Source organism: Stenotrophomonas sp. Sm10, assembly GCF_030985515.1.
Lineage (GTDB): Bacteria > Pseudomonadota > Gammaproteobacteria > Xanthomonadales > Xanthomonadaceae > Stenotrophomonas > Stenotrophomonas hibiscicola.
Genome location: NZ_JAPTFO010000024.1, coordinates 1 through 18,074 on the forward strand (window position 1 = coordinate 1; position 18,074 = coordinate 18,074).

Below are 18,074 nucleotides of genomic sequence, written 5' to 3' on the forward strand. Positions count from 1 at the left end.
GGGCCGCAAACGCCATTCCCCCACGGTGGGTGCCGACCGTTGGTCGGCACGGAGTCCTCCATGGCCATTCATCCACGCATGGCGTGGATCTACTGATCGCCGCGCCAGGCATGGATTGTGGTGGGTGCCGACCGTCGGTCGGCACGGCGACGCCACCCCGGTCATGACCCCAATCCACCGGCACGGTATCCTGCACGACGGAATCGAGTTCAGAGGTAGTCCATGGCGGGAGCCAAGCGCGGGTGTCTGTTCGTGGTAACGCTGGTGGTGGTGCTGGCCGCCGTCGTGGCCGGCGCGGGCGCGTGGTTCTTCTACCAGCAGACCCGGTTCGCCGATGCCCCGATCACCCCGACCGCCGAGAGCGTGGTCATCGCCAGCGGCGATGGCATGAACAGCGTGCTGCGCAAGCTGCGCGATGCCGGCGTGGACGAGGGCCAGGACACCCAGTGGCAACTGCTGGCGCGCCAGCTCGATGCGGCCGGCAAGCTGAAGGTGGGCGAGTACGCGCTCAGTGGCGAGCTGACCCCGCGCGAGCTGTTGCTGCGCATGCGCGCCGGCAAGGTGTTGCAGCACCGCGTCACCATTGTCGAGGGCTGGAACATCCGCCAGCTGCGTGCTGCACTCAAGCGCGCCGAGCCGCTGCTGCACACCACCGATACCCTGGATGACGCCGCGTTGATGCAGCGCCTCGGCTTCGGTGGCCAGCACCCGGAAGGCCGCTTCCTGCCGGAGACCTACGTCTACCAGCGCGGCGACAGTGATCTGGACGTGCTCAAGCGCGCCCACGCCGCAATGGAAAAGGCGCTGGACGAAGCCTGGGAAAGCCGCGCGCCGGACCTGCCGATCAACACGCCCTACGAACTGCTGACGCTGGCGTCGATCATCGAGAAGGAAACCGCGCTGGCCAGCGAGCGCCCGCAGATCGCCGGCGTGTTCATGCGCCGCCTGAAGATCGGCATGCGCCTGCAGACCGACCCGACCGTGATCTACGGCATCGGTGCCGCGTATGACGGCAACATCCGCCGCCGCGACCTGACCACCGATACGCCGTACAACACCTATACCCGTGCGGGCCTGACCCCGACCCCGATCGCCATGCCCAGTCGCGACGCGCTGATGGCCGCCGCGCAGCCGGCCGCCGGCGACGCGCTGTACTTCGTCGCCGTGGGCGACGGCAGCGGCGCTCACGTGTTCTCGCCCAGCCTGGAGCAGCACAACGCCGCCGTAGCCCGCTACCTGCAGCAGCTGCGCCAGCAACGTACCCAGGAGATCCCGGCGCAATGAGTCCCGCGCTGCTTCGTCACCCGCGTTTCGTCAGCCTGGAAGGCGGCGAGGGCGCGGGGAAGACCACCGCCATCAATGCCATCCGTGACTGCCTGCGCAGCCACGGCCACGAGGTGGTGCTGACCCGCGAGCCGGGCGGTACGCCACTGGCCGAGCGCATCCGCGGCCTGGTGCTGAAGCCTGATGCCGAGATCGCTGCCGAGCCGCTCAGCGCCGAAGCCGAGTTGCTGCTGGTGTTCGCCGCACGCGCCCAGCATGTGCGCCAGGTGATCCGGCCGGCGCTGCAGCGCGGTGCCTACGTGCTGAGCGATCGCTTCACCGATTCCAGCTACGCCTACCAGGGCGGCGGCCGTGGCCTGGATCCGCAGTGGATTGCCGACCTGGAGCGCCGCGCGGTCGGCCTGCTGCCGGGCCTGACCCTGCTGCTGGATGTGGATGTGGCGGTGGGCCGCGCCCGCGCGAATGGCCGTGACCTGTGGCCGGACCGCATCGAGAGCGAGCAGGACGATTTCTTCCAGCGCGTGCGCGCCGTGTTCCGCAGCCGCGCACAGCAGGACCCGCAGCGCTTCGCGCTGATCGACGCCGGCCAGGTGCAGGAACGCGTGGCCGCCGATGTGGTCGCACGTATCGAGCGTTGGCTGCAGGACGGGGAGGGCGCATGAGCACGTTTTCGCCGTGGCAGCAGCGCGCGTTCGACCAGACCGTGGCCGCGCTCGACGCCGGTCGCCTCGGTCATGGCCTGCTGATCTGCGGCCCGGCCGGGCTGGGCAAGCGCGAGGTGGCGCTGGCGCTGGCCGACCACGTGCTGGCGCAGGGTGATGCAACGCACGCCACGCGCACGCGCCAGCTGATCGCCGCCGGCACCCATCCGGACCTGCAGCTGGTCAGCTTCATTCCGAACAAGAGCGGCGACAAGCTGCGTACCGAGATCGTCATCGAGCAGGTGCGCGAGATCACCGAAAAGCTGGCGCTGACCCCGCAGTACGGCGTGGCGCAGGTCGTGATCGTCGATCCGGCCGATGCGATCAACCGTTCGGCCGCCAACGCGCTGCTGAAGACGCTTGAGGAGCCGCAGCCCGGCCGCTATCTGTGGCTGATCAGCAGCGATCCGGCACGCCTGCCGCAGACCATCCGCAGCCGTTGCCAGCGACTGGAATTCAAGCTGCCGCCGCAGCACGAAGCACTGGCCTGGCTGCAGCAGCTGGGCCACAGTGAAGCATCGGTGCGCGAAGCGCTGGAGGCCGCCCGCGGCCATCCCGGCCAGGCCGACAACTGGCTGCGCGAAGACGGCCTGAGCCTGCGCCGCGAAGTCGGTCGAGATCTGGAACAGCTGGCCGCCGGCAAGACCGGCGCGGTGGAGCTGGCGCAGAAGTGGTGCGGTGATGACAACGCGTCGCTGCGCCTGCGCTTCGCTGCCGATCTGGCGCTGGCCCAGGCCAGTACCGATGCCTTGACCACGCCGGAGCGATTGCACAAGCTTGCAGCCTGGTTCGATGCGGCCAACCGCACCCGCGACCTGCTGCGCACCACGGTGCGTGCAGACCTTGCGGTGGTCGAGTTGCTGCTGGCCTGGAACAAGGTGAACGAGCGGCCTGCCGCAAGGGGAAATCGATGAGTGCCAGCAACGCCCGCCAGGGCATCCTGTCCCTGGCTGTGAAGGACAAGGCCGCGCTGTACAGCGCGTACATGCCGTTCGTGAAGAATGGCGGCATCTTCGTGCCCACACCCAAGCGCTATTTCCTGGGCGACGAAGTGTTCCTGCTGCTGACCCTGCCCGATTCCAGCGAGCGCCTGCCGGTGGCCGGCAAGGTGATCTGGGTGACCCCGGCTGGCGCGCAGGGCAACCGCACCGCCGGCATCGGCGTGCAGCTGGCCGACGGCGCCGAAGGCGAGGGCGTGCGCCACAAGATCGAGACCCTGCTGGCCGGGCTTACCAGCTCGGACAAGCCGACCCATACGATGTGATTCCGGTAGCGCCGGGCTGGGCTCGGCTGCATGCCCCGAAACGCCTGTGAACCCGCTGTTCTGTAGAGCCGAGCCATGCTCGGCTGCGCACCCCGAAAACACCCGTGAACACGAATGTGAAAAAGTGTTGACGGCCTCTGAAAAGCCCCTATAATGAGCGGCTCAGCAACACACCGGGCGGTTAGCTCAGCGGTAGAGCATTGCCTTCACACGGCAAGGGTCACAGGTTCGATCCCTGTACCGCCCACCATGTTGCAGAACGAAAAAAGCCTCCAGCAATGGGGGCTTTTTTGTTACCTGCGATCCAGCAGGATCAGCCGAATGCGCGCTCCGTCTCAGCCGTGTTCTTCCAGCGGCGCGCTTGATCTTCGCCGTGCGTCAATCAGGCCGTGCCCGCATCAACGTGCCTTCAGTCACCCGACGCATCGGGCCGATCAACGACGGGGCCGACGAAGTCAATGATTTCTTCGATCTCAATGCCTCGTTGATTAGGTTCATCGTCAGGCCCCAAGCCGCTCTCTGACAGTTCTTCCAGCAACGCATCAATCAGCGACTCGCGATCACGCTCAACGAGGTATCTGACGCCATTCTCGGGTAGGAGCAAATTGTGCTTCGCTGCGATTTCAACCAACAGCGAGCGCAGGCTGGGTGAGATATCCTTCTTCATCTTTACTTTACCTTCGGGTCTCTCAGTCCTTCGCTATTCTTCGGGAAGGCCGTTATGACCTTCCCTTCGCCGTTCAAAACTACTTTCGCATCCTTCCCTGTGTACGCCGTCTTGCCGCCGGCCTGCTCGGCAACCTTCGCGGGTTCTTTCACTGCCGATAGTATGGCCTTTGCAGAGACCCCCCTGCCTCCATCGCGGGAGATTGCCTGATTCAAGCCGTGCTTAGTGTAGCCGGTGATCTTTCCCGCTACTGCGCCAGAAGTGCCCGTGACACCGGCGGCTCCTGCGCCAATCTCTGCCGCAGTGGCTACCGCTCCTGGATTTGCCATTGCGGCCAGACCACCCTCTGCGAGTACTGGAGCCGCCAGAATTGCGGTTAACGCGACACCAATTGCCGGTCCGAGGCTATCGCTTGGATTTCTCGGCGGAGGAGTAATCGGTTGCCCATTCGTGGCGTCGTTGACTACCTTGAAGGCTGCACCACTCTCCCGCCCATCAGGATCCGTGAACTTGTAAGGGTTTCCGTTGGCATATCGATACCGGTTGAACTGTTCAACTGGCTTCTGATAGGCCGTTACCGGGTCCACCGATAGGAAAATCCCCAACTGTGGATCCATGTACCGCTGCTGCATGTAGCTCAGCCCGGTGGCCGAGTCGCTCACTAAGTGACTGTTTCCTGGCCTGCGGCGATGGCAGATGGTAATAGGCCAAGGCCAAACGGCAGCGCAAAGCACAACCAGGTGCCTATGGCAGCCAACTGGCGGAACTGAGATTCAAATCTCCTGAAGCGCGAAATTACACCACCTGCAGCATCCCTGGATCTACGCATTCTTCGCATCCCCGAAAACGCCTTCGAGTAAGGCTTGACCGGATATTACGATCATGAAGCTTGTTGGTCGATGCGGGCCACGCAGGGGATGGGGCGGAAAGTCCTGCGCTACAGCGGTTCCAGCCATTCTCTGAGCTCACTGCTGGCCTTCATTTACAAAGTGGTTTTCTTCTGTGAATGGGAACAGGCCTTGTCTCAGCCGTGTTCGTCCAATAACTCGCGCGCGATCATCGCCGTGGCATCCAGCAGGTCATGGCCGCTGCCGGCCTGCACCACCACCGCCAGCAGACTACGGCCCACCCCGGCATTGCCGCTGGTCAGCTCCATCTCGCCTTCAAAGCACAGATCGGCCAACCACTCATGAGCCTGTTGCAGCCCGCGCCTGCGGACGCGGCGGAACTCCGCGAGCAGCTTCGCCTGGCCGGCCTCCTGCTCACCCTCGGCCAGCAGGCCGATCGCACCGCCGTGCGCTGCGCGCCAGAGGGCCGGTAGCGGGCGACCGTTCGCGTCCACCACGTCCGGCGAGAACTGCGCGCAGTACATTTCGTAGCGCTTGCCCGCTGTGCTGCGGGGCACGATGCCGGCTTCGGCCAGCAGGCGTTCGGCTTCATCCAGTGTGCTGAACTTCAAGCGCAGCAGTGCAGGGCGGCTCAGCTGTTGTGCCAGCGCGTGCTGGTTGGCAGCGAACCAGACGTTCCAGCCCACGGTTGCGCGGCCTTCCAGTGCGGCCTTGAAGTATTCCAGGTGTTCGGCGTCCATTGCGGTCTCCTGCGCTCCCTGCGCGATTGTAGCGGGAGCGTATCCGGGCCGCTCAGGCGTCGCCGCCGGAGAGGCAATGATGTGCCTCGCGCACCAGTTGTCGTGCGGCCACGATCAGTCCGTCGACATGGAAGGCACCCAACTGTTCGTCCGGGCCGCCTTCGTTGCGCGCATGGTCGGCGGCCTGCAGCAGATCGAGCAATGCGCCGAGCCCAGATAGCGAGCGGCGCAACGAAGCGTGATTGCTGGCGCCGAGGGTGAGGCTGATGCACGGCTGTCCGTCATCGCCGTCAGCATGGTTGATCGCATTGAGACGGGCGAAGAAAGTGGGCAGCTGCGCGGGCAAATTCTGCGCGTTCAGGGCGCACTCGATCTCGCGTGCGAGGTCTTCGGGCACATCGGCGGCGACGTCGCCGATAAGGGTGTACAGGCGGGGATGGACGGCGGTGCGGTTGGTCATGGCGAAACCCTCACTGGCGTAGGGCCACCTTCCGGAGTGAAGGTGGCGGACGGTGCGGGTTGGCGTACCGGGGCAAACACAACGGAGTGAGAAATCACCCGGCGGATCGAGTGATCCCCACACACCGCCCGCCATTGAGGGCAGTTGGTGCATTCTTGCGGCTACGCACTGCTGCGCAACCTATCCGTTCGGTTTGCTTTTTCGAGACGCCAATCCCGGCCAAGGCGTCTTGCCTCGGCGCGGCGATCTTCAAGCCGGGCAATCACATCGGTCTGTAAGGAAAATTCTCAACTGTCCCTAGGCAGGCCAGACGTTTTCCGATGTGTGTCGTTCGACACGCGCGAGTAGTGCGGCCCATCACTGATGGCGCGCATCGCCGCCCCTGCCGACCGTGCACATGACGACTCCGGAGGGATGCCACCATGGCAATCGCGTCATCCCGCGCGGCGGAGGCGGGACCATGCCACGCATGGAGCCAGAAGGTTCCATCCCTGCGCTGTCCCACCGCCCCGGGCAGGCGTAGTCTCAGCCCGTTGCCGTGCCCTTCCACCCTGGAGTGCCACCATGCCGCTCACCCGCATCGATCTTCGCAAAGGTAAATCCGCCGACTACCTGCAACGCGTCGGCGACACCATCTACCAGGCCATGCGCGCGGTGGGCGTGCCGGAGAACGATCGCTTCCAGATCTTCCAGGAGCACGCACCTGGCACGCTGATCTACGACCCGGGTTACCTGGGTGTGGATCGTACCGACGACTTCATCTGCATCCAGATCACCTGGAACGAAGGGCGCACGCTGGAGCAGAAGAAGGCGCTGTACGCCGGCATCGCCGATGGACTGCATGCAGCGGTGGGCATCCGCCGCGAGGACGTGTTCATCAACCTGGTGGAGGTGAAGAAGGAGAACTGGTCGTTCGGGAACGGTCAGGCGCAGTACGTGAGTTGATGCGGGAACGGTGCCTGCGCCTGATGCGGCTGGGTCAGGCCATGCGCGGCGACGCCTGCTGTTGTGCCTGTTGCTCGTCCTGCGCCAGCCGGCTTGCGTCGCGGGATTGCTGCTGCACATTGGCCTGCTGATACAGCGTATCCGCGTCGCCCTGCTGCGTATCGAGCAGGGACAGGCGCTGGCGATTGGCGGCAGGGTCCGGCGAGGCGGTGTCGCCGCTGCGATGCAGGAATACGTAGCCGGGTGCCTCGGCGGTGCTGTTTGAACTGAATGCCACCTGCAGCGTGTCCTTTTCGCCGAAGCCGGCCTGCACCGCCGCGTGGGTCAGATGGCCGGCCAGTCGTTCGTGCTCCTGGCCGGGGGGCAGTCCCTGCTGTTCGCTGGCCTGGGCGAGTGCGGTACGCACTTTCTGGTCCAAGGCATGAAGGCTGTGCCCCGGTGCGCGCGCGTCCGCAGCCAGACGCTCGCTCAAGGGGCCATCAATGCCATCGGTTTCGCTGAGCAGACGCTGCTTCAAGCTGCGCTCGGGCAGGGGATGAGTGGTGGTGCGGTTGAGTTCGCTGTTGGGGAAAGGGGGCTCAATGCTGTCCACGCCATGGATGTTGCGCAGCGGACGATAGCCGTCCTTGCCCTGTGACTGGACGCCCAGCGGAATGCGGACATCGGGCAGCAACTGGCCGACGGGGCCGCCGATGCTGTTCACGTCCAGGCTGTGCTTGCGCTGGATGCCGGCATGATTCAATGCGCCCCAGGTGAAGTCCACGCAGTTGTGGCGCACGTCGGCATAGTGCTTGCTGAAGCCGTACTTCACTGGATCGTCGCCGAACGCCTTGAGCTTGTTGTACTGGGCTTCGGTGATTTCCAGAGAGCGCGTGTAATGTGGGTTCTTGTAGGTCTTTGCATCGCTGTCCACGATGTCGCCCGGTCCGTTCATGCTGCCGTGCTTGATCGGTGCAAAGCCGTAGCTCGCCGGATCTTTTCCCGGTGCTCGCAGGACGTAGAACATGTGACCGGGCCCGGATGTCTGCGGGGAACCATCCGGATTGCTCAGCGGCTGCTGCGTTACGGGGACGAGAAGCGGTGTACCCGGTGCCGCAATGACGATATCGACGATGTAGCGTGGCTTGTCCATGTGCGTGGTGTTCCTCCTGGAAGGTGTACGAAGGCGCTGTGCTACTTGGCGAGCGGACGCGATTCGTGAATCAGCATCCTGGCGCTTGCGCCACGAAGTGGTGCGATGTCTTCAACCGTGCTGACCTGGACCCGATACCGGCCATGCGCCTGCAACGGCAGCAACGCGACATGCAATCGGTATGCGCCATCGCTGCCCCGTTGGATCTGGGCGTAGTTCAGACCCTTACCGCGGTGCCAGTCTGGCAGTGGCTGGCCAGATTGCGACTGTGCGATCTGATACGCGTCGGGGCTTGCCAGCGGCTGCCAAGTGCCGCCGGACCATTGCTGAAGTCCAACGCGTAAAGGAATGTGCAGGTCGCGCGGAGAAGCAGCATCTGGCGATGGGGAGACGTGCTGCAGATCCAGTTCCACCGCATAAGTGCGGTAGCTGGCAAAATTGCGCGCCGTGGTTTCGAACTCGAACTGCACCTGCTGGCCGGTCGCGTCCACGGCGATGGGCTGTGAGAGTTCCAGCGGCTCTGGCGGTGGGGGCGGCCCCTTGTCGGCGCAGGCAGCAAGCAGCGCGGTCAGGCCGAGCAGGCTGATGCGCTGCCGGTGTGTGATGCGGGTGGTCATGCAGATTCCTCTGGCTCCTTGCCGTGGCCAATTGAACCCTAACGTTGGCGAGGCAGAGCCCGCAAGCGCAGGGACCGCGGTGTGGTGCATTCACATGTCGCCGCGCGAGGCGAGCTCCTGCGTCACCGTGTCGCAGGGGGCAAACCCTGAACGGGGTCCAAGGTTGGCCATGGCCCCGTAGAATGGCGACGTGCGCCGTTCTGTTCTCCACCGCCGGTTCCAGGCCCTGGCATGGCTTGCCATGCTGCTGGTGCTGCTTGCCCCGCTGGTGAGCCGCTGGCTGGCGCATGGTCACGTGGCTGCCGCTGCAACGCCGGTGGCGGCCATGGACCACGCAATGCAGGCAGAACATGCGCAGCACGCGTTGGAAGGGCACCACGACCATCACGCGATGGCGATGCCGCACGGCGAGACCGCAAAGAAGCCGCCCGCCGATCCGCATGCCGATCATGAGATGGGCGTGGATTGTGATTACTGCCTGATTGCAGCGCGGTTGATCACCCTGTTGGTGGCGGCAGTGCTGCTGTTGATGCCGATGGCTCCGGTGTGCCGCGCGTTGCGCGGTGCGGTGCAGACGTTGCCGCAACGGCTCAGCGGCACATTGGGAGCGCGTGGGCCGCCGGCCTTGATGGCCGTCTAAGCCGCACGCGCGTTGCATTGATCGTTTTTCCATGAGGTTGCCGGCCACGGCCGGTACCCGCACGCGCGTGTTTGTCCCTTTCTGATTGCTGCCCTGCCATCGCGGGGTGGCCTTGCATGCCGTGAAAAAATGAAAACGAACCCCAAGTCCGCGCGCCTGCGCCGGGCGACGCTGCCTGTCCTGTGCGCGTTGCTCCTGCATGCCGCGCCCCTGCTTGCCGCCGACGCGGCACCCCCGACCACGCTGGAGACCGTGCGGGTGGTCGATACCCGCAGCGGCGAGCTGTCCTCCACCGCCAGCGCCGGCTCTGCATTGGGCCTGAGCGTGCTGCAGACGCCGGCCAGCCTGACGGTAATTTCGCGCGAACAGCTGGATCAGCGCGGCGACAGCAACCTCAACGATGCGATCAGCCGAGCGGGTGCGATCAGTGCAATGCCGCATCCGGGCAATGGCCTGAGTGCGCTGTCCAGCCGCGGCTTCACCGACGGTGCTTCGGTGATGCGGCTGTACGACGGGCTGCGACAGTACGGCGGCGTGGGCATCACCTTCCCGTTCGATACCTGGTCGATCGAGCGCATCGAAGTACTGCGCGGGCCGGCCTCGGTCATCCATGGCGATGGTGCGATCGGCGGGGTGATCAACATCGTGCCGAAGAAGCCCACGCGCGGCGCCATCGAAAACGAGATCAGCGTAACCGTGGGCAGCGAGGACACCGCGCGGCTGGGCTTCGGCAGCGGTGGCGCGCTGTCGCCCGAGCTGGCCTACCGGCTGGATGTGAGTGGCAACTACAGCGGTGGCTGGGTTGATCGTGGGCGCAACAGTGACGCGACATTCTCCGGTGCGTTGCTGTGGCAGCCACGTGCGGACCTGCAGCTGACGCTCACCCATGCGCAGGGCTACCAGCAACCCATGCGCTACTTCGGCACGCCGCTGGTCGAGGGCCGCCAACTGGAGGCGCTGCGCCACCGCAACTACAACGTCGATGACAGCGAGATCCGCTTCCGCGACCGCTGGACCCAGCTCGACGCGCTGTGGACACCGAACGCGAACGTGGAATGGCGAACCCGCGTCTACCAGATCGACAGCCAGCGTGACTGGCGCAATGCCGAGGTCTATGTCTACAACCGCGCTACCGGCTTGATCGATCGCTCGGGCAATACCGAGATCACCCACAACCAGGACCAGACCGGACTGACCTCGACGCTGCGCGTGCAGGGAACGGCGGGTGGCCTGCAGAACAACTTCGCGGTGGGCCTGGATGCCAACCGCGCGCACTTCAAGCACACCAACAACACCTATGCCGGCAGCTCGGGCCCGGTCGATCCGTTCGATCCGGTGCCGGGCCAGTTCGCCAGCGACGCGCCGAACCTGCCGCGCTATCGCAACCGCGCCGAGCAGTACGCGCTGTTCGTGGAGGACCGGCTGGCGTTGAGCGAACGCTGGTCGGTACTGGGTGGGCTGCGCCACGACCGCGCGCGCATCGATCGCACCGATCTGATCAGTGGCCAGAACGCGTTCTCGAAGACCTACAGCAGCACCGGCTGGCGTGCGGGTACGGTATTCGCGCTGCAGCCGACGCTGAGCCTGTATGCGCAGTATTCGCAGGCGGCAGATCCGGTCAGCGGGCTGCTGATGATCAGCCCCGCGAATGGAGCATTCGATCTGGCCAAGGGGCGGCAGATCGAGGTGGGCCTGAAGCAGGCCTTCGACGGTGGCGAGTGGACGCTGGCGGCGTACTGCATCCGCAAGACCGGGCTGCTCAGCCGCGATCCGCTGGTGCCGGATCGCCGCGTGCAGGTGGGCGCGCAGACCTCGCGCGGTATTGAAGCGTCGTTGACCTGGAACGTCGCGCCGCACTGGTCGCTCGATGCCAACGCGACGGTGCTGAAGGCCGAGTTCGAGAACTTCCTGGAAACCACGGGTTCGCCGGCGGTGCTGGTATCGCGTGATGGCAACGTGCCGTCGAACGTAGCCGAGCGCCTGGCCAGTATGTGGCTGAACTGGCAGTTCGCACCGGACTGGAGTGCGGCGGGTGGCGTGCGTTACGTCGGCAAGCGCTACGCCGACAACGCCAACACACTGGAGCTGCCCGGCTACAGCACCACCGACCTGGCACTGACCTGGCAGGCGGCACCGCGCACGCGGCTGTCCGCGCGGTTGTTCAACGTGTTCGACAAGGCGTACTACGCCACCGCGTACTACACCAGCACGCAATGGCTGCTGGGTGCGGACCGGCGCGTCGAATTCACCGTCGACCATCGCTTCTGAGGAGGCCGGCCATGACGCTGCGATCCACCGCCAGGCGCTGGACCTACCTGGTGCATCGCTGGCTGGGCATTGGTGGGTGCCTGCTGATGCTGCTGTGGTTCGTGAGTGGCATGGTGATGCTGTTCATTGGTTACCCGAAGCTGACGCCCGGCGAGCGGCTGGCGGCGTTGCCGGTGCTGGGTGAGGCCCGCGACCTGCAGGGGCTGTCGGTACTGCCTGCCGCCGTGCAGGCCGAGCCGGAGGCTGTGGCATTGACCACGCTACGCGGCGAGCCGGCGTATGTGGTGCGAAGTGGCAGCAATGTGGGCGCCTGGTCTGCCGTGACCGGCCAGGCGCTGCTGCCGGTGTCGGCACAGCGTGCCGAAGCGTCCGCTGCACAGTTCGCGGGCGGCCCGGCCTTTGTGGGTGCGATGCGCGTGGACGAGGACCGCTGGACGCATTCGCGTGCACTGGACGCGCATCGGCCGCTGTATCGCGTCGAGGTGGGCGGTGAGCAACCGGGCGACCTGTATGTGTCCTCGCGTACCGGTGAAGTCGTGCTGGACGCGCCGCATATGCAGCAGCGCTGGAACTATGTGGGCGCCTGGCTGCACTGGTTGTATTTCCTGCGCATGCAGTCGGTGGACCCGGTGTGGACGTGGGTGGTGATCGTGCTGTCCGCACTGTGCACGCTGGCGGCGGTCAGCGGCATCGTGGTGGGTGTGTGGCGCTGGCGTTTCCGTGGGCACTATCGTTCCGGTGCGAAGACACCGTACGTCGAGCCGTGGATGCGCTGGCACCATCTGATCGGTCTGGTGGCAGCGGCCTTCGTGTTCACCTGGATCTTCAGTGGCCTGATGTCGATGAATCCATTGGGTGTCTTCAGCAGCACGCATGCTGCCATCGACGGTGGGCGCTATCGTGGCGGCGCGGTGGCGGTGGATGGCGCGTTGGGCGATCCGGCGAAGCTTCTGGCGGTGGCCGATGCTGAGTGCTTCCGGCCGGTGGAGATCCAGTGGCGACGGATCGGTGGTGAGCTGTTCGCGGTGCTGCTGGATGGGAAGGGCGGCACCCGCATCGTGTCCAGCACCCATGGGCGCCTGCAGGTTGCGCGGTTGCTGCCGGCCGCGTGGCTGCAGCAGAAGGTGCGGGCGCTGTCCGCTGCGCCCATGCAGGGTTTCATGGTGCAGCATGCAGCGGATGCCCACTTCTATCCGCGTGCGCCCGAGGCCATGAACGGCGCAGCGGAACGCCGCTTCCCGGTGGCGGTGGTCGACTTTGGCGATGCGGAGGCGACGCGCGTCTACCTCGATCTGGCGACCGGCGATCCGTTGCTGACGATGGGGCATCGCGAGCGGGTGGGGCGCTGGTTGTTCTACTTCCTGCACAGCTGGGACCTGCCGGCGATGCTGCGCCAGGAAGGTGCCCGGCTGGCGGTGCTGCTGCTGCTGAGCGCTGCTGGCACCGCACTGTGTGCCACGGCGACGGTGATCGGCTATCGGCGCTTGCGGATGAAGCTGCGGCGCAGGCGGCGCTGATGCCCTGGGCTACACCCGCAGCCAGCGCGTGGACACCGCCACCAGCAACAAGGCCGTGGCCACGCCGACGAACGCGGCGATCAGGCCGAAATGGTCTGCGGCGAAGCCGATCAGTGCCGGTCCGGCAAGGATGCCGGCAAAGCCGAGCGTGGACACGGCAGTGATCGCCAGCGCGCCGGGCATGCGGGTCTGGTGGCCGGCCAGCGAGAACAGCGCCGGCGCGATGTTGGCGCAACCGAGGCCGACCAACACGTAGCCGACCAGCGACGCCTGCCACGGCGTGACCAGGGTCAGCACCAGCACGCCCGCAGCGGCAAGCAGAGCACCGAAGACGATCGCGCGCTGGCGGCCCACGCGCGCCACCAGTGCGTCGCCGAACAGGCGCGCCACGGTCATGGTCAGGGTGAAGGTCACGTAGCCGACGCCGGCCAGGCTGGCATCGACGCGCCGCACATCGCTGAGGAACACCGCGCTCCAGTCGAGCATCGCGCCTTCACCGAGGAAGGCGACGAACGCCAGCACGCCGATGAACAGCACGATGCCGTGCGGCAGGGCCAGCATCGGTGTGTCGTGCGGCATGCGTTCGCTGTGCCAGTGCGCTGCCGACAACAGCATCACCAGCAGCATGGCGCCAACGCCGATCAGCACCGATGCCAAGGGCGGCAGCTGTGCGGACAGCAGCACGGTCATGGTGGCCGCGCCGAGGAAACCACCGATGCTGAAGAAGGCATGGAAGCCGGACATCATCACGCGCCGTGCTTCGCGCTCGACGATGACGGCCTGCACGTTCATCGTGCAGTCCATTGCGCCCACGGCGGCACCGAACACGAACAGGACCAGCCCGAGTGTCCAAGCCGAACCGGCCAGCGCCAGGCCGGGCACGGTCAGGCAGATCAGCAGGCTGCTGGCCACCATCACCCGCCGGCAACCCAGGCGCGCGGCCAGCACGCCGGACAACGGCATTGCCAGCAGCGAACCGGCACCGAGGCAGAGCAGTACCAGCCCCAGCGTGGCGTCGTTGATCCTGGTGCGTGCCTTGGCGAACGGCACCAGCGTGGCCCACAGCGCGGTGGCGAAGCCGGGAATGAAGAACGCAGCGCGGGTCGCGTGCTGTTCGGCACGCGCGCGGTTGGCAAGGGACATGAGCGGTACGGTCACGGCGGAGTGGGGTGTACCGCGATGCCTGCGGCGCGGAAGCGTGCCGCCAGCGCCGGCGGGGCCGAGGTGGTGAGCACCAGGTCGTCGATCTCGTCCAGGCTGGCAATCTGCCAGTTGCCGCGTGCACCCAGCTTTTCAGTCGTGGCGGCGACGATGACGCGGCTGCTGCACGCGACCATCGCGCGCTTCAGCGTGGCCTCTTCTGCATCCATTGCCCATACACCAGTATCGCCGTCCACCGCGCAGGGGCCGGGCAGGTACACGTCGGCGCGCAGGCGCTGCACCTGGGCCAGTGCTTCTGCGCCGACCGCACCGCCACCGCTGGCCAGGCGGCCGCCGATCAGCTGCACCGAGGTGCCTTCAAGCAGGCTGGCGGCCGTGGCGATCTGTGGCGCATTGGTGATCACCGTCAAGCCGAGGGCGGGCGGCAACTGCTGGGCGATCGCCAGGTTGGTTGAACCGGCATCGAGCAGTACAACCTGATTGGGTTGCAGCAACGCGCAGACGCGGGCGGCCAGCTCGGCCTTGTCGCCGCGGTCGCGGGTCAGGCGCTCGCGCAGCGGGCGTTCCTTGGGCGGTGGCAGCACGGCGCCACCGTAAACGCGCTGGCACATGCCCTGTGCGGCCAGTTCGCGCAGATCGCGGCGGATCGAATCTTCGGACACGGCATAGCGGCGCGCCAGCTCGGCGGCGACCACGCGGCCCTGCTGGCGCAGTTCCTCCAGGATCTGCCGGGTGCGCTGGGCGGGGAGGGGGCTGGGATCGGAGCTCATGCTGCAAGTCTGCACGTTCGTGCATTAACGTGCAACAACGTGCATGTGGCATTGGGGGGACACAGGGCGGCTGGACTGCCGGTGAATCCGCCCACGCCCACGCCCACGTCTATGGATCGCCCTCGCGGCCCGGCATGATGGCGGGGCACCTGGCATGGAATCCCTGATGTCCCCCACCGTTCACCGCAAGCTGCGCATCGGCGCGCACCAATACACCGGCCAGAAAGTGGTCGACCAGCAGTTCCATGAGTGCGATTTTTCCGGTGCCGACCTGACCGCCACCGAGTTCATCAACTGCAGCTTCTACGATGCCGACAGCCGCAGCGGCTGCCGCTTCAATGGCGCCACATTGAAGGAAGCCAGTTTCCGCAGCTGCGACATCAGCATGTGCCACTTCAACTTCATCAAGGCGCTGGGCCTGGAGATCAGCGAGTGCCGCGCGCAGGGTGCGGATTTCAGCAACGCCAGCTTCATGAACCAGATCACCACGCGCAGCTGGTTCTGCAGCGCCTTCATCAAGAAGTCGAACCTGCGCTATGCCAATTTCTCGCGGGTCACGCTGGAGAAATGCGAACTGTGGGAGAACCGCTGGGACGGTGCGAACGTGAGTGGCGCAAGCTTCGCGGGCTCGGACCTGTCCGGTGGCCAGTTCGAGGGAATCGACTGGAACAGCGCCAACTTCACCGACTGCGACCTGACCAATTCCGATCTGGGCGAGCTGGACCTGCGCAGCACCAACCTGCGTGGCGCCACGCTGGACGTGCAGCAGGTGGCGCTGTTGATGCAGCGGATCGGCATCACCGTGGTGCCGTAGACATCACCCGGCGTACGCCACCCAGCCCTTGAAGCTGAAGCCCGCATAGAACAGCTCCACGCCATCGAAGCCGGCCTCCTGCATCAGCGCGACCTCCTGTTCGGGGGCCAGCAGCGGCAACCGCTCGGCAATGGCGTCGATCGCGCGCTGTGCATCGGCGTGGGCAACCCCCGAGGCTTCGGCGAACGCGGCGTAGCGCTGCAACCAGCGCAGCTTGCCGGCCGGATCCTGCGGCACGCTGTGGTGGGCCACCACCAGCGGTGCGCCGGGCTGCAGGCGCCTGTGCAGCCCGCGCAGCGTGTGCAGGCGCTGCGCGGCATCGAGGAAGTGCAGGGTCAGCAGGCAGCTGGCACCATCGAAGCGCAGATCGGGCGCATCGTCGATGTAACCTTCCAGCAGCTGCACGCGCGGCATCAGCGGACCCAGTGTCTGCTCGGCCAGGGCCAGCATCGGCGCGGCCGGATCCACACCCAGCAGCTGCCAGCCCGGCTGCGCTTCGGCAAAGGCCTTCAGCTCAAGCCCGCCCCCGGCGCCGAGTACCAGCACGCGGCCCTGTGCGGGAACGTGTTCGGCCAGCAGCAGGCGGGTCATCTGCTGCAACGCGAGGAAACCGGGCACCTGGCGCAGCGGCGCTTCGGCATAGCGGGCCACCGCCTGCGGATCGGAGAACGTGGACATGCGCGGATTCCTGCGGCGGAGGACATGCCACTGTAGCGCGGCGCGCAAGAGGCGTTGCGCGCCGCTGCCGCATCGTCGCGGCCAGTTGCGGGGCGTACGCATGGTGGTGGCTGCGCTGGTCGCGCATTCCCGGCTCAGCGCAGCGCGCGCGCCAGTACCTGCCAGATTCTCGGGTCCTGGCACTGCGAAACGTTGAAGCGCAGATAGTCGGCCGCGCGCTGCGACTGGCTGAACGCGTTGCCCGGCGCCAGCACGATGCCCTCGCGCAGGCAGTGCCGCGCCAGTGCGGTGGCGTCGCGGCCATCGGGCAGCTGGCACCACAGGAACAGGCCGGCTTCCGGCTGCAGCCACGGCGTGATGCCCAGCGTCTGCAGTTTCCGCAGTGTGTGACGGCGTGCATCGGCCAGTCGCGAACGGATCGACTGCATGTGGCGGCGGTAACCGCTATCGGTCAGCGCGATGTGCATCAACTGCGCGGCCAGATGGCCGCCGCCAAAGCTGGTGGCCAGCTTCAGGTCGGTCAATGCCTCTATCCAGTCGTGGCGCGCAGCGATGTAGCCGCAGCGCGACGCTGCCGACAGCGTCTTGGAGAAACTGCCGACGTGGATCACCCGTGACAGTCCATCGAGCGCGGCCAGCCGCGGTGCCGGCTGCAGTTCGAAGTCGGCGAAGATGTCGTCCTCGACGATGATCAGCTCGCTGCGTTCGGCCAGGCCCAGCAGGCGGTGCGCGGTGTTGGCTGAAAGCACCGCGCCGGTCGGGTTGTGCAGTCCGGAATTGGTGATGTACAGCCGCGGCGAATGCGCCTGCAGGGCTTGCGCGAACGCCTCCAGGTCCGGGCCGGTGGGCGTGTACGGCACACCCACTGCCTGTACCTGGTGCGCCTTCAGCAGCGCGTGGTAGTTGAAGTAGCTCGGGTCATCGACCAGCACGCAGTCGCCGGGCTTGAGCAGGAAACGGCAGAGCAGATCGACCGCGTGCGTACCGGATTCGGTCAGCAGGATCTGCTCCATCGGTGCATCGATGCCAAGCGAGGCGCTGCGCCTTTGCAGCAGCTGGCGCAACGCGGGCAGCCCGAGCGGGCCGGCGTAGTCCACCAGTTGCATGGCATCGGCACGCGCCAGCCCGCGCAGGCCGCGGCGCACGCCATCGTGATACAGCCAGTCACTGGGCATCCAGCCGCACCCTGGCTTGAGATCGCCCGCGGGCGTTTCCAGCGATTGTCGTGATACCCACAACGGATCCACCGCGCGGTCCAGCCGCGGCTCCATTTCGGCCAGCGCCAGCGGTGCGGCCGGGCCACTGACGTAGAAGCCCGAGCCTGCGCGTGCACTGATCAGGCCTTCGGCCGCCAGGCGCTCGTAGGCCTCGACCACGGTGGAGACTGAAACTCCCATGGTCGCTGCCTGCGCACGTACCGAAGGCAGGCGGGAGCCGGGGCCATCCACCCGTGCACTGATGCGGGTGCGGACGGTCTGGATGACCGATTCGATGCGGGTGAGCGGGCGCGGCATGGTGGAACCGTAGTGGAAGTGTGGGCAGTACAGTTACTTGCGGCTGTACTGGAT

General features: G+C 66.2%; 19 protein-coding genes and 1 tRNA gene. 10 read left to right on the top strand and 10 right to left on the bottom strand.

The window, feature by feature from the left end; translation table 11 throughout:
* The first annotated feature begins 222 nt into the window (after positions 1 to 222).
* From mltG to O0J15_RS08975, 5 genes are all read left to right on the top strand, one after another.
* On the top strand, positions 223 to 1,284 hold the full coding sequence (gene mltG, locus O0J15_RS08955) for an endolytic transglycosylase MltG (RefSeq protein ID WP_019659494.1): 1,062 nt from the start codon (positions 223 to 225) through the stop codon (positions 1,282 to 1,284).
* Complete coding sequence (gene tmk / locus O0J15_RS08960) at positions 1,281 to 1,946, top strand: dTMP kinase (RefSeq protein ID WP_019659493.1); 666 nt, start codon at positions 1,281 to 1,283, stop codon at positions 1,944 to 1,946. Before mltG ends, tmk begins: the two co-directional genes overlap by 4 nt.
* Complete coding sequence (locus tag O0J15_RS08965; RefSeq protein WP_155029044.1) at positions 1,943 to 2,899, top strand: DNA polymerase III subunit delta'; 957 nt, start codon at positions 1,943 to 1,945, stop codon at positions 2,897 to 2,899. Before tmk ends, O0J15_RS08965 begins: the two co-directional genes overlap by 4 nt.
* Positions 2,896 to 3,249, top strand: a complete 354-nt coding sequence (locus tag O0J15_RS08970) for a PilZ domain-containing protein (RefSeq protein WP_004146965.1) — start codon at positions 2,896 to 2,898, stop codon at positions 3,247 to 3,249. Before O0J15_RS08965 ends, O0J15_RS08970 begins: the two co-directional genes overlap by 4 nt.
* A gap of 175 nt (positions 3,250 to 3,424) precedes the next feature.
* A tRNA-Val gene (locus O0J15_RS08975) sits at positions 3,425 to 3,499 on the top strand.
* Positions 3,500 to 3,658: 159 nt separating this feature from the next.
* On the opposite strand, the gene O0J15_RS08980 is transcribed toward O0J15_RS08975, so the two are convergent.
* From O0J15_RS08980 to O0J15_RS08995, 4 genes are all read right to left on the bottom strand, one after another.
* On the bottom strand, positions 3,659 to 3,916 hold the full coding sequence (locus O0J15_RS08980; protein WP_021202623.1) for a hypothetical protein: 258 nt from the start codon (positions 3,914 to 3,916) through the stop codon (positions 3,659 to 3,661).
* 2 nt (positions 3,917 to 3,918) lie between these two features.
* Entirely contained in the window at positions 3,919 to 4,533 is a 615-nt protein-coding gene (locus O0J15_RS08985; protein WP_308305505.1) for an RHS repeat-associated core domain-containing protein, read from the bottom strand.
* Between the two features lie 407 nt (positions 4,534 to 4,940).
* Positions 4,941 to 5,504 (bottom strand): hypothetical protein, encoded by a 564-nt coding sequence (locus tag O0J15_RS08990; RefSeq protein ID WP_100447860.1) that lies wholly within the window; start codon positions 5,502 to 5,504, stop codon positions 4,941 to 4,943.
* Between the two features lie 52 nt (positions 5,505 to 5,556).
* Positions 5,557 to 5,964: a hypothetical protein gene (locus tag O0J15_RS08995; protein ID WP_111098580.1), complete on the bottom strand. Its 408-nt coding sequence runs from the start codon at positions 5,962 to 5,964 to the stop codon at positions 5,557 to 5,559.
* Positions 5,965 to 6,528: 564 nt separating this feature from the next.
* Between O0J15_RS08995 and O0J15_RS09000 the strand changes: the two genes are divergently transcribed.
* Entirely contained in the window at positions 6,529 to 6,909 is a 381-nt protein-coding gene (locus O0J15_RS09000; RefSeq protein ID WP_308305506.1) for a tautomerase family protein, read from the top strand.
* Positions 6,910 to 6,943: 34 nt separating this feature from the next.
* Here the strand turns inward: O0J15_RS09000 and O0J15_RS09005 are convergent, their stop codons facing one another.
* Positions 6,944 to 7,843, bottom strand: a complete 900-nt coding sequence (locus tag O0J15_RS09005; RefSeq protein WP_308305507.1) for an XVIPCD domain-containing protein — start codon at positions 7,841 to 7,843, stop codon at positions 6,944 to 6,946.
* A 239-nt stretch (positions 7,844 to 8,082) separates the two neighbouring features.
* A complete protein-coding gene (locus O0J15_RS09010; RefSeq protein WP_155029046.1) occupies positions 8,083 to 8,658 on the bottom strand; it encodes a hypothetical protein in 576 nt (191 codons plus the stop codon).
* A 241-nt stretch (positions 8,659 to 8,899) separates the two neighbouring features.
* Here O0J15_RS09010 and O0J15_RS09015 point away from each other — a divergent pair, with 241 nt between their 5' ends.
* The 3 genes from O0J15_RS09015 to O0J15_RS09025 all read left to right on the top strand — a co-directional run bounded on the left by O0J15_RS09015 (position 8,900) and on the right by O0J15_RS09025 (position 13,083).
* Positions 8,900 to 9,298: a DUF2946 family protein gene (locus O0J15_RS09015; protein WP_308305527.1), complete on the top strand. Its 399-nt coding sequence runs from the start codon at positions 8,900 to 8,902 to the stop codon at positions 9,296 to 9,298.
* A 129-nt stretch (positions 9,299 to 9,427) separates the two neighbouring features.
* Positions 9,428 to 11,566 carry a TonB-dependent receptor gene (locus tag O0J15_RS09020; protein WP_308305508.1) on the top strand — a complete coding sequence of 713 codons (2,139 nt, stop codon included), beginning with the start codon at positions 9,428 to 9,430 and terminating at the stop codon, positions 11,564 to 11,566.
* Between the two features lie 11 nt (positions 11,567 to 11,577).
* Entirely contained in the window at positions 11,578 to 13,083 is a 1,506-nt protein-coding gene (locus tag O0J15_RS09025; protein WP_308305509.1) for a PepSY domain-containing protein, read from the top strand.
* Between the two features lie 9 nt (positions 13,084 to 13,092).
* On the opposite strand, the gene O0J15_RS09030 is transcribed toward O0J15_RS09025, so the two are convergent.
* Positions 13,093 to 14,226, bottom strand: a complete 1,134-nt coding sequence (locus O0J15_RS09030; protein ID WP_308305510.1) for an MFS transporter — start codon at positions 14,224 to 14,226, stop codon at positions 13,093 to 13,095.
* 11 nt (positions 14,227 to 14,237) lie between these two features.
* Positions 14,238 to 15,014, bottom strand: coding sequence for a DeoR/GlpR family DNA-binding transcription regulator (locus O0J15_RS09035; RefSeq protein ID WP_308305511.1), 777 nt, complete (start codon positions 15,012 to 15,014; stop codon positions 14,238 to 14,240).
* Between the two features lie 166 nt (positions 15,015 to 15,180).
* On the opposite strand from O0J15_RS09035, the gene smqnr reads away from it, so the two are divergent.
* Complete coding sequence (smqnr, locus tag O0J15_RS09040) at positions 15,181 to 15,828, top strand: SmQnr family pentapeptide repeat protein (protein WP_171952387.1); 648 nt, start codon at positions 15,181 to 15,183, stop codon at positions 15,826 to 15,828.
* Positions 15,829 to 15,831: 3 nt separating this feature from the next.
* On the opposite strand, the gene O0J15_RS09045 is transcribed toward smqnr, so the two are convergent.
* Positions 15,832 to 16,506 carry a methyltransferase gene (locus O0J15_RS09045; RefSeq protein ID WP_308305512.1) on the bottom strand — a complete coding sequence of 225 codons (675 nt, stop codon included), beginning with the start codon at positions 16,504 to 16,506 and terminating at the stop codon, positions 15,832 to 15,834.
* A gap of 134 nt (positions 16,507 to 16,640) precedes the next feature.
* Positions 16,641 to 18,020: a PLP-dependent aminotransferase family protein gene (locus tag O0J15_RS09050; RefSeq protein WP_134734720.1), complete on the bottom strand. Its 1,380-nt coding sequence runs from the start codon at positions 18,018 to 18,020 to the stop codon at positions 16,641 to 16,643.
* Between the last annotated feature and the right edge of the window lie 54 nt (positions 18,021 to 18,074).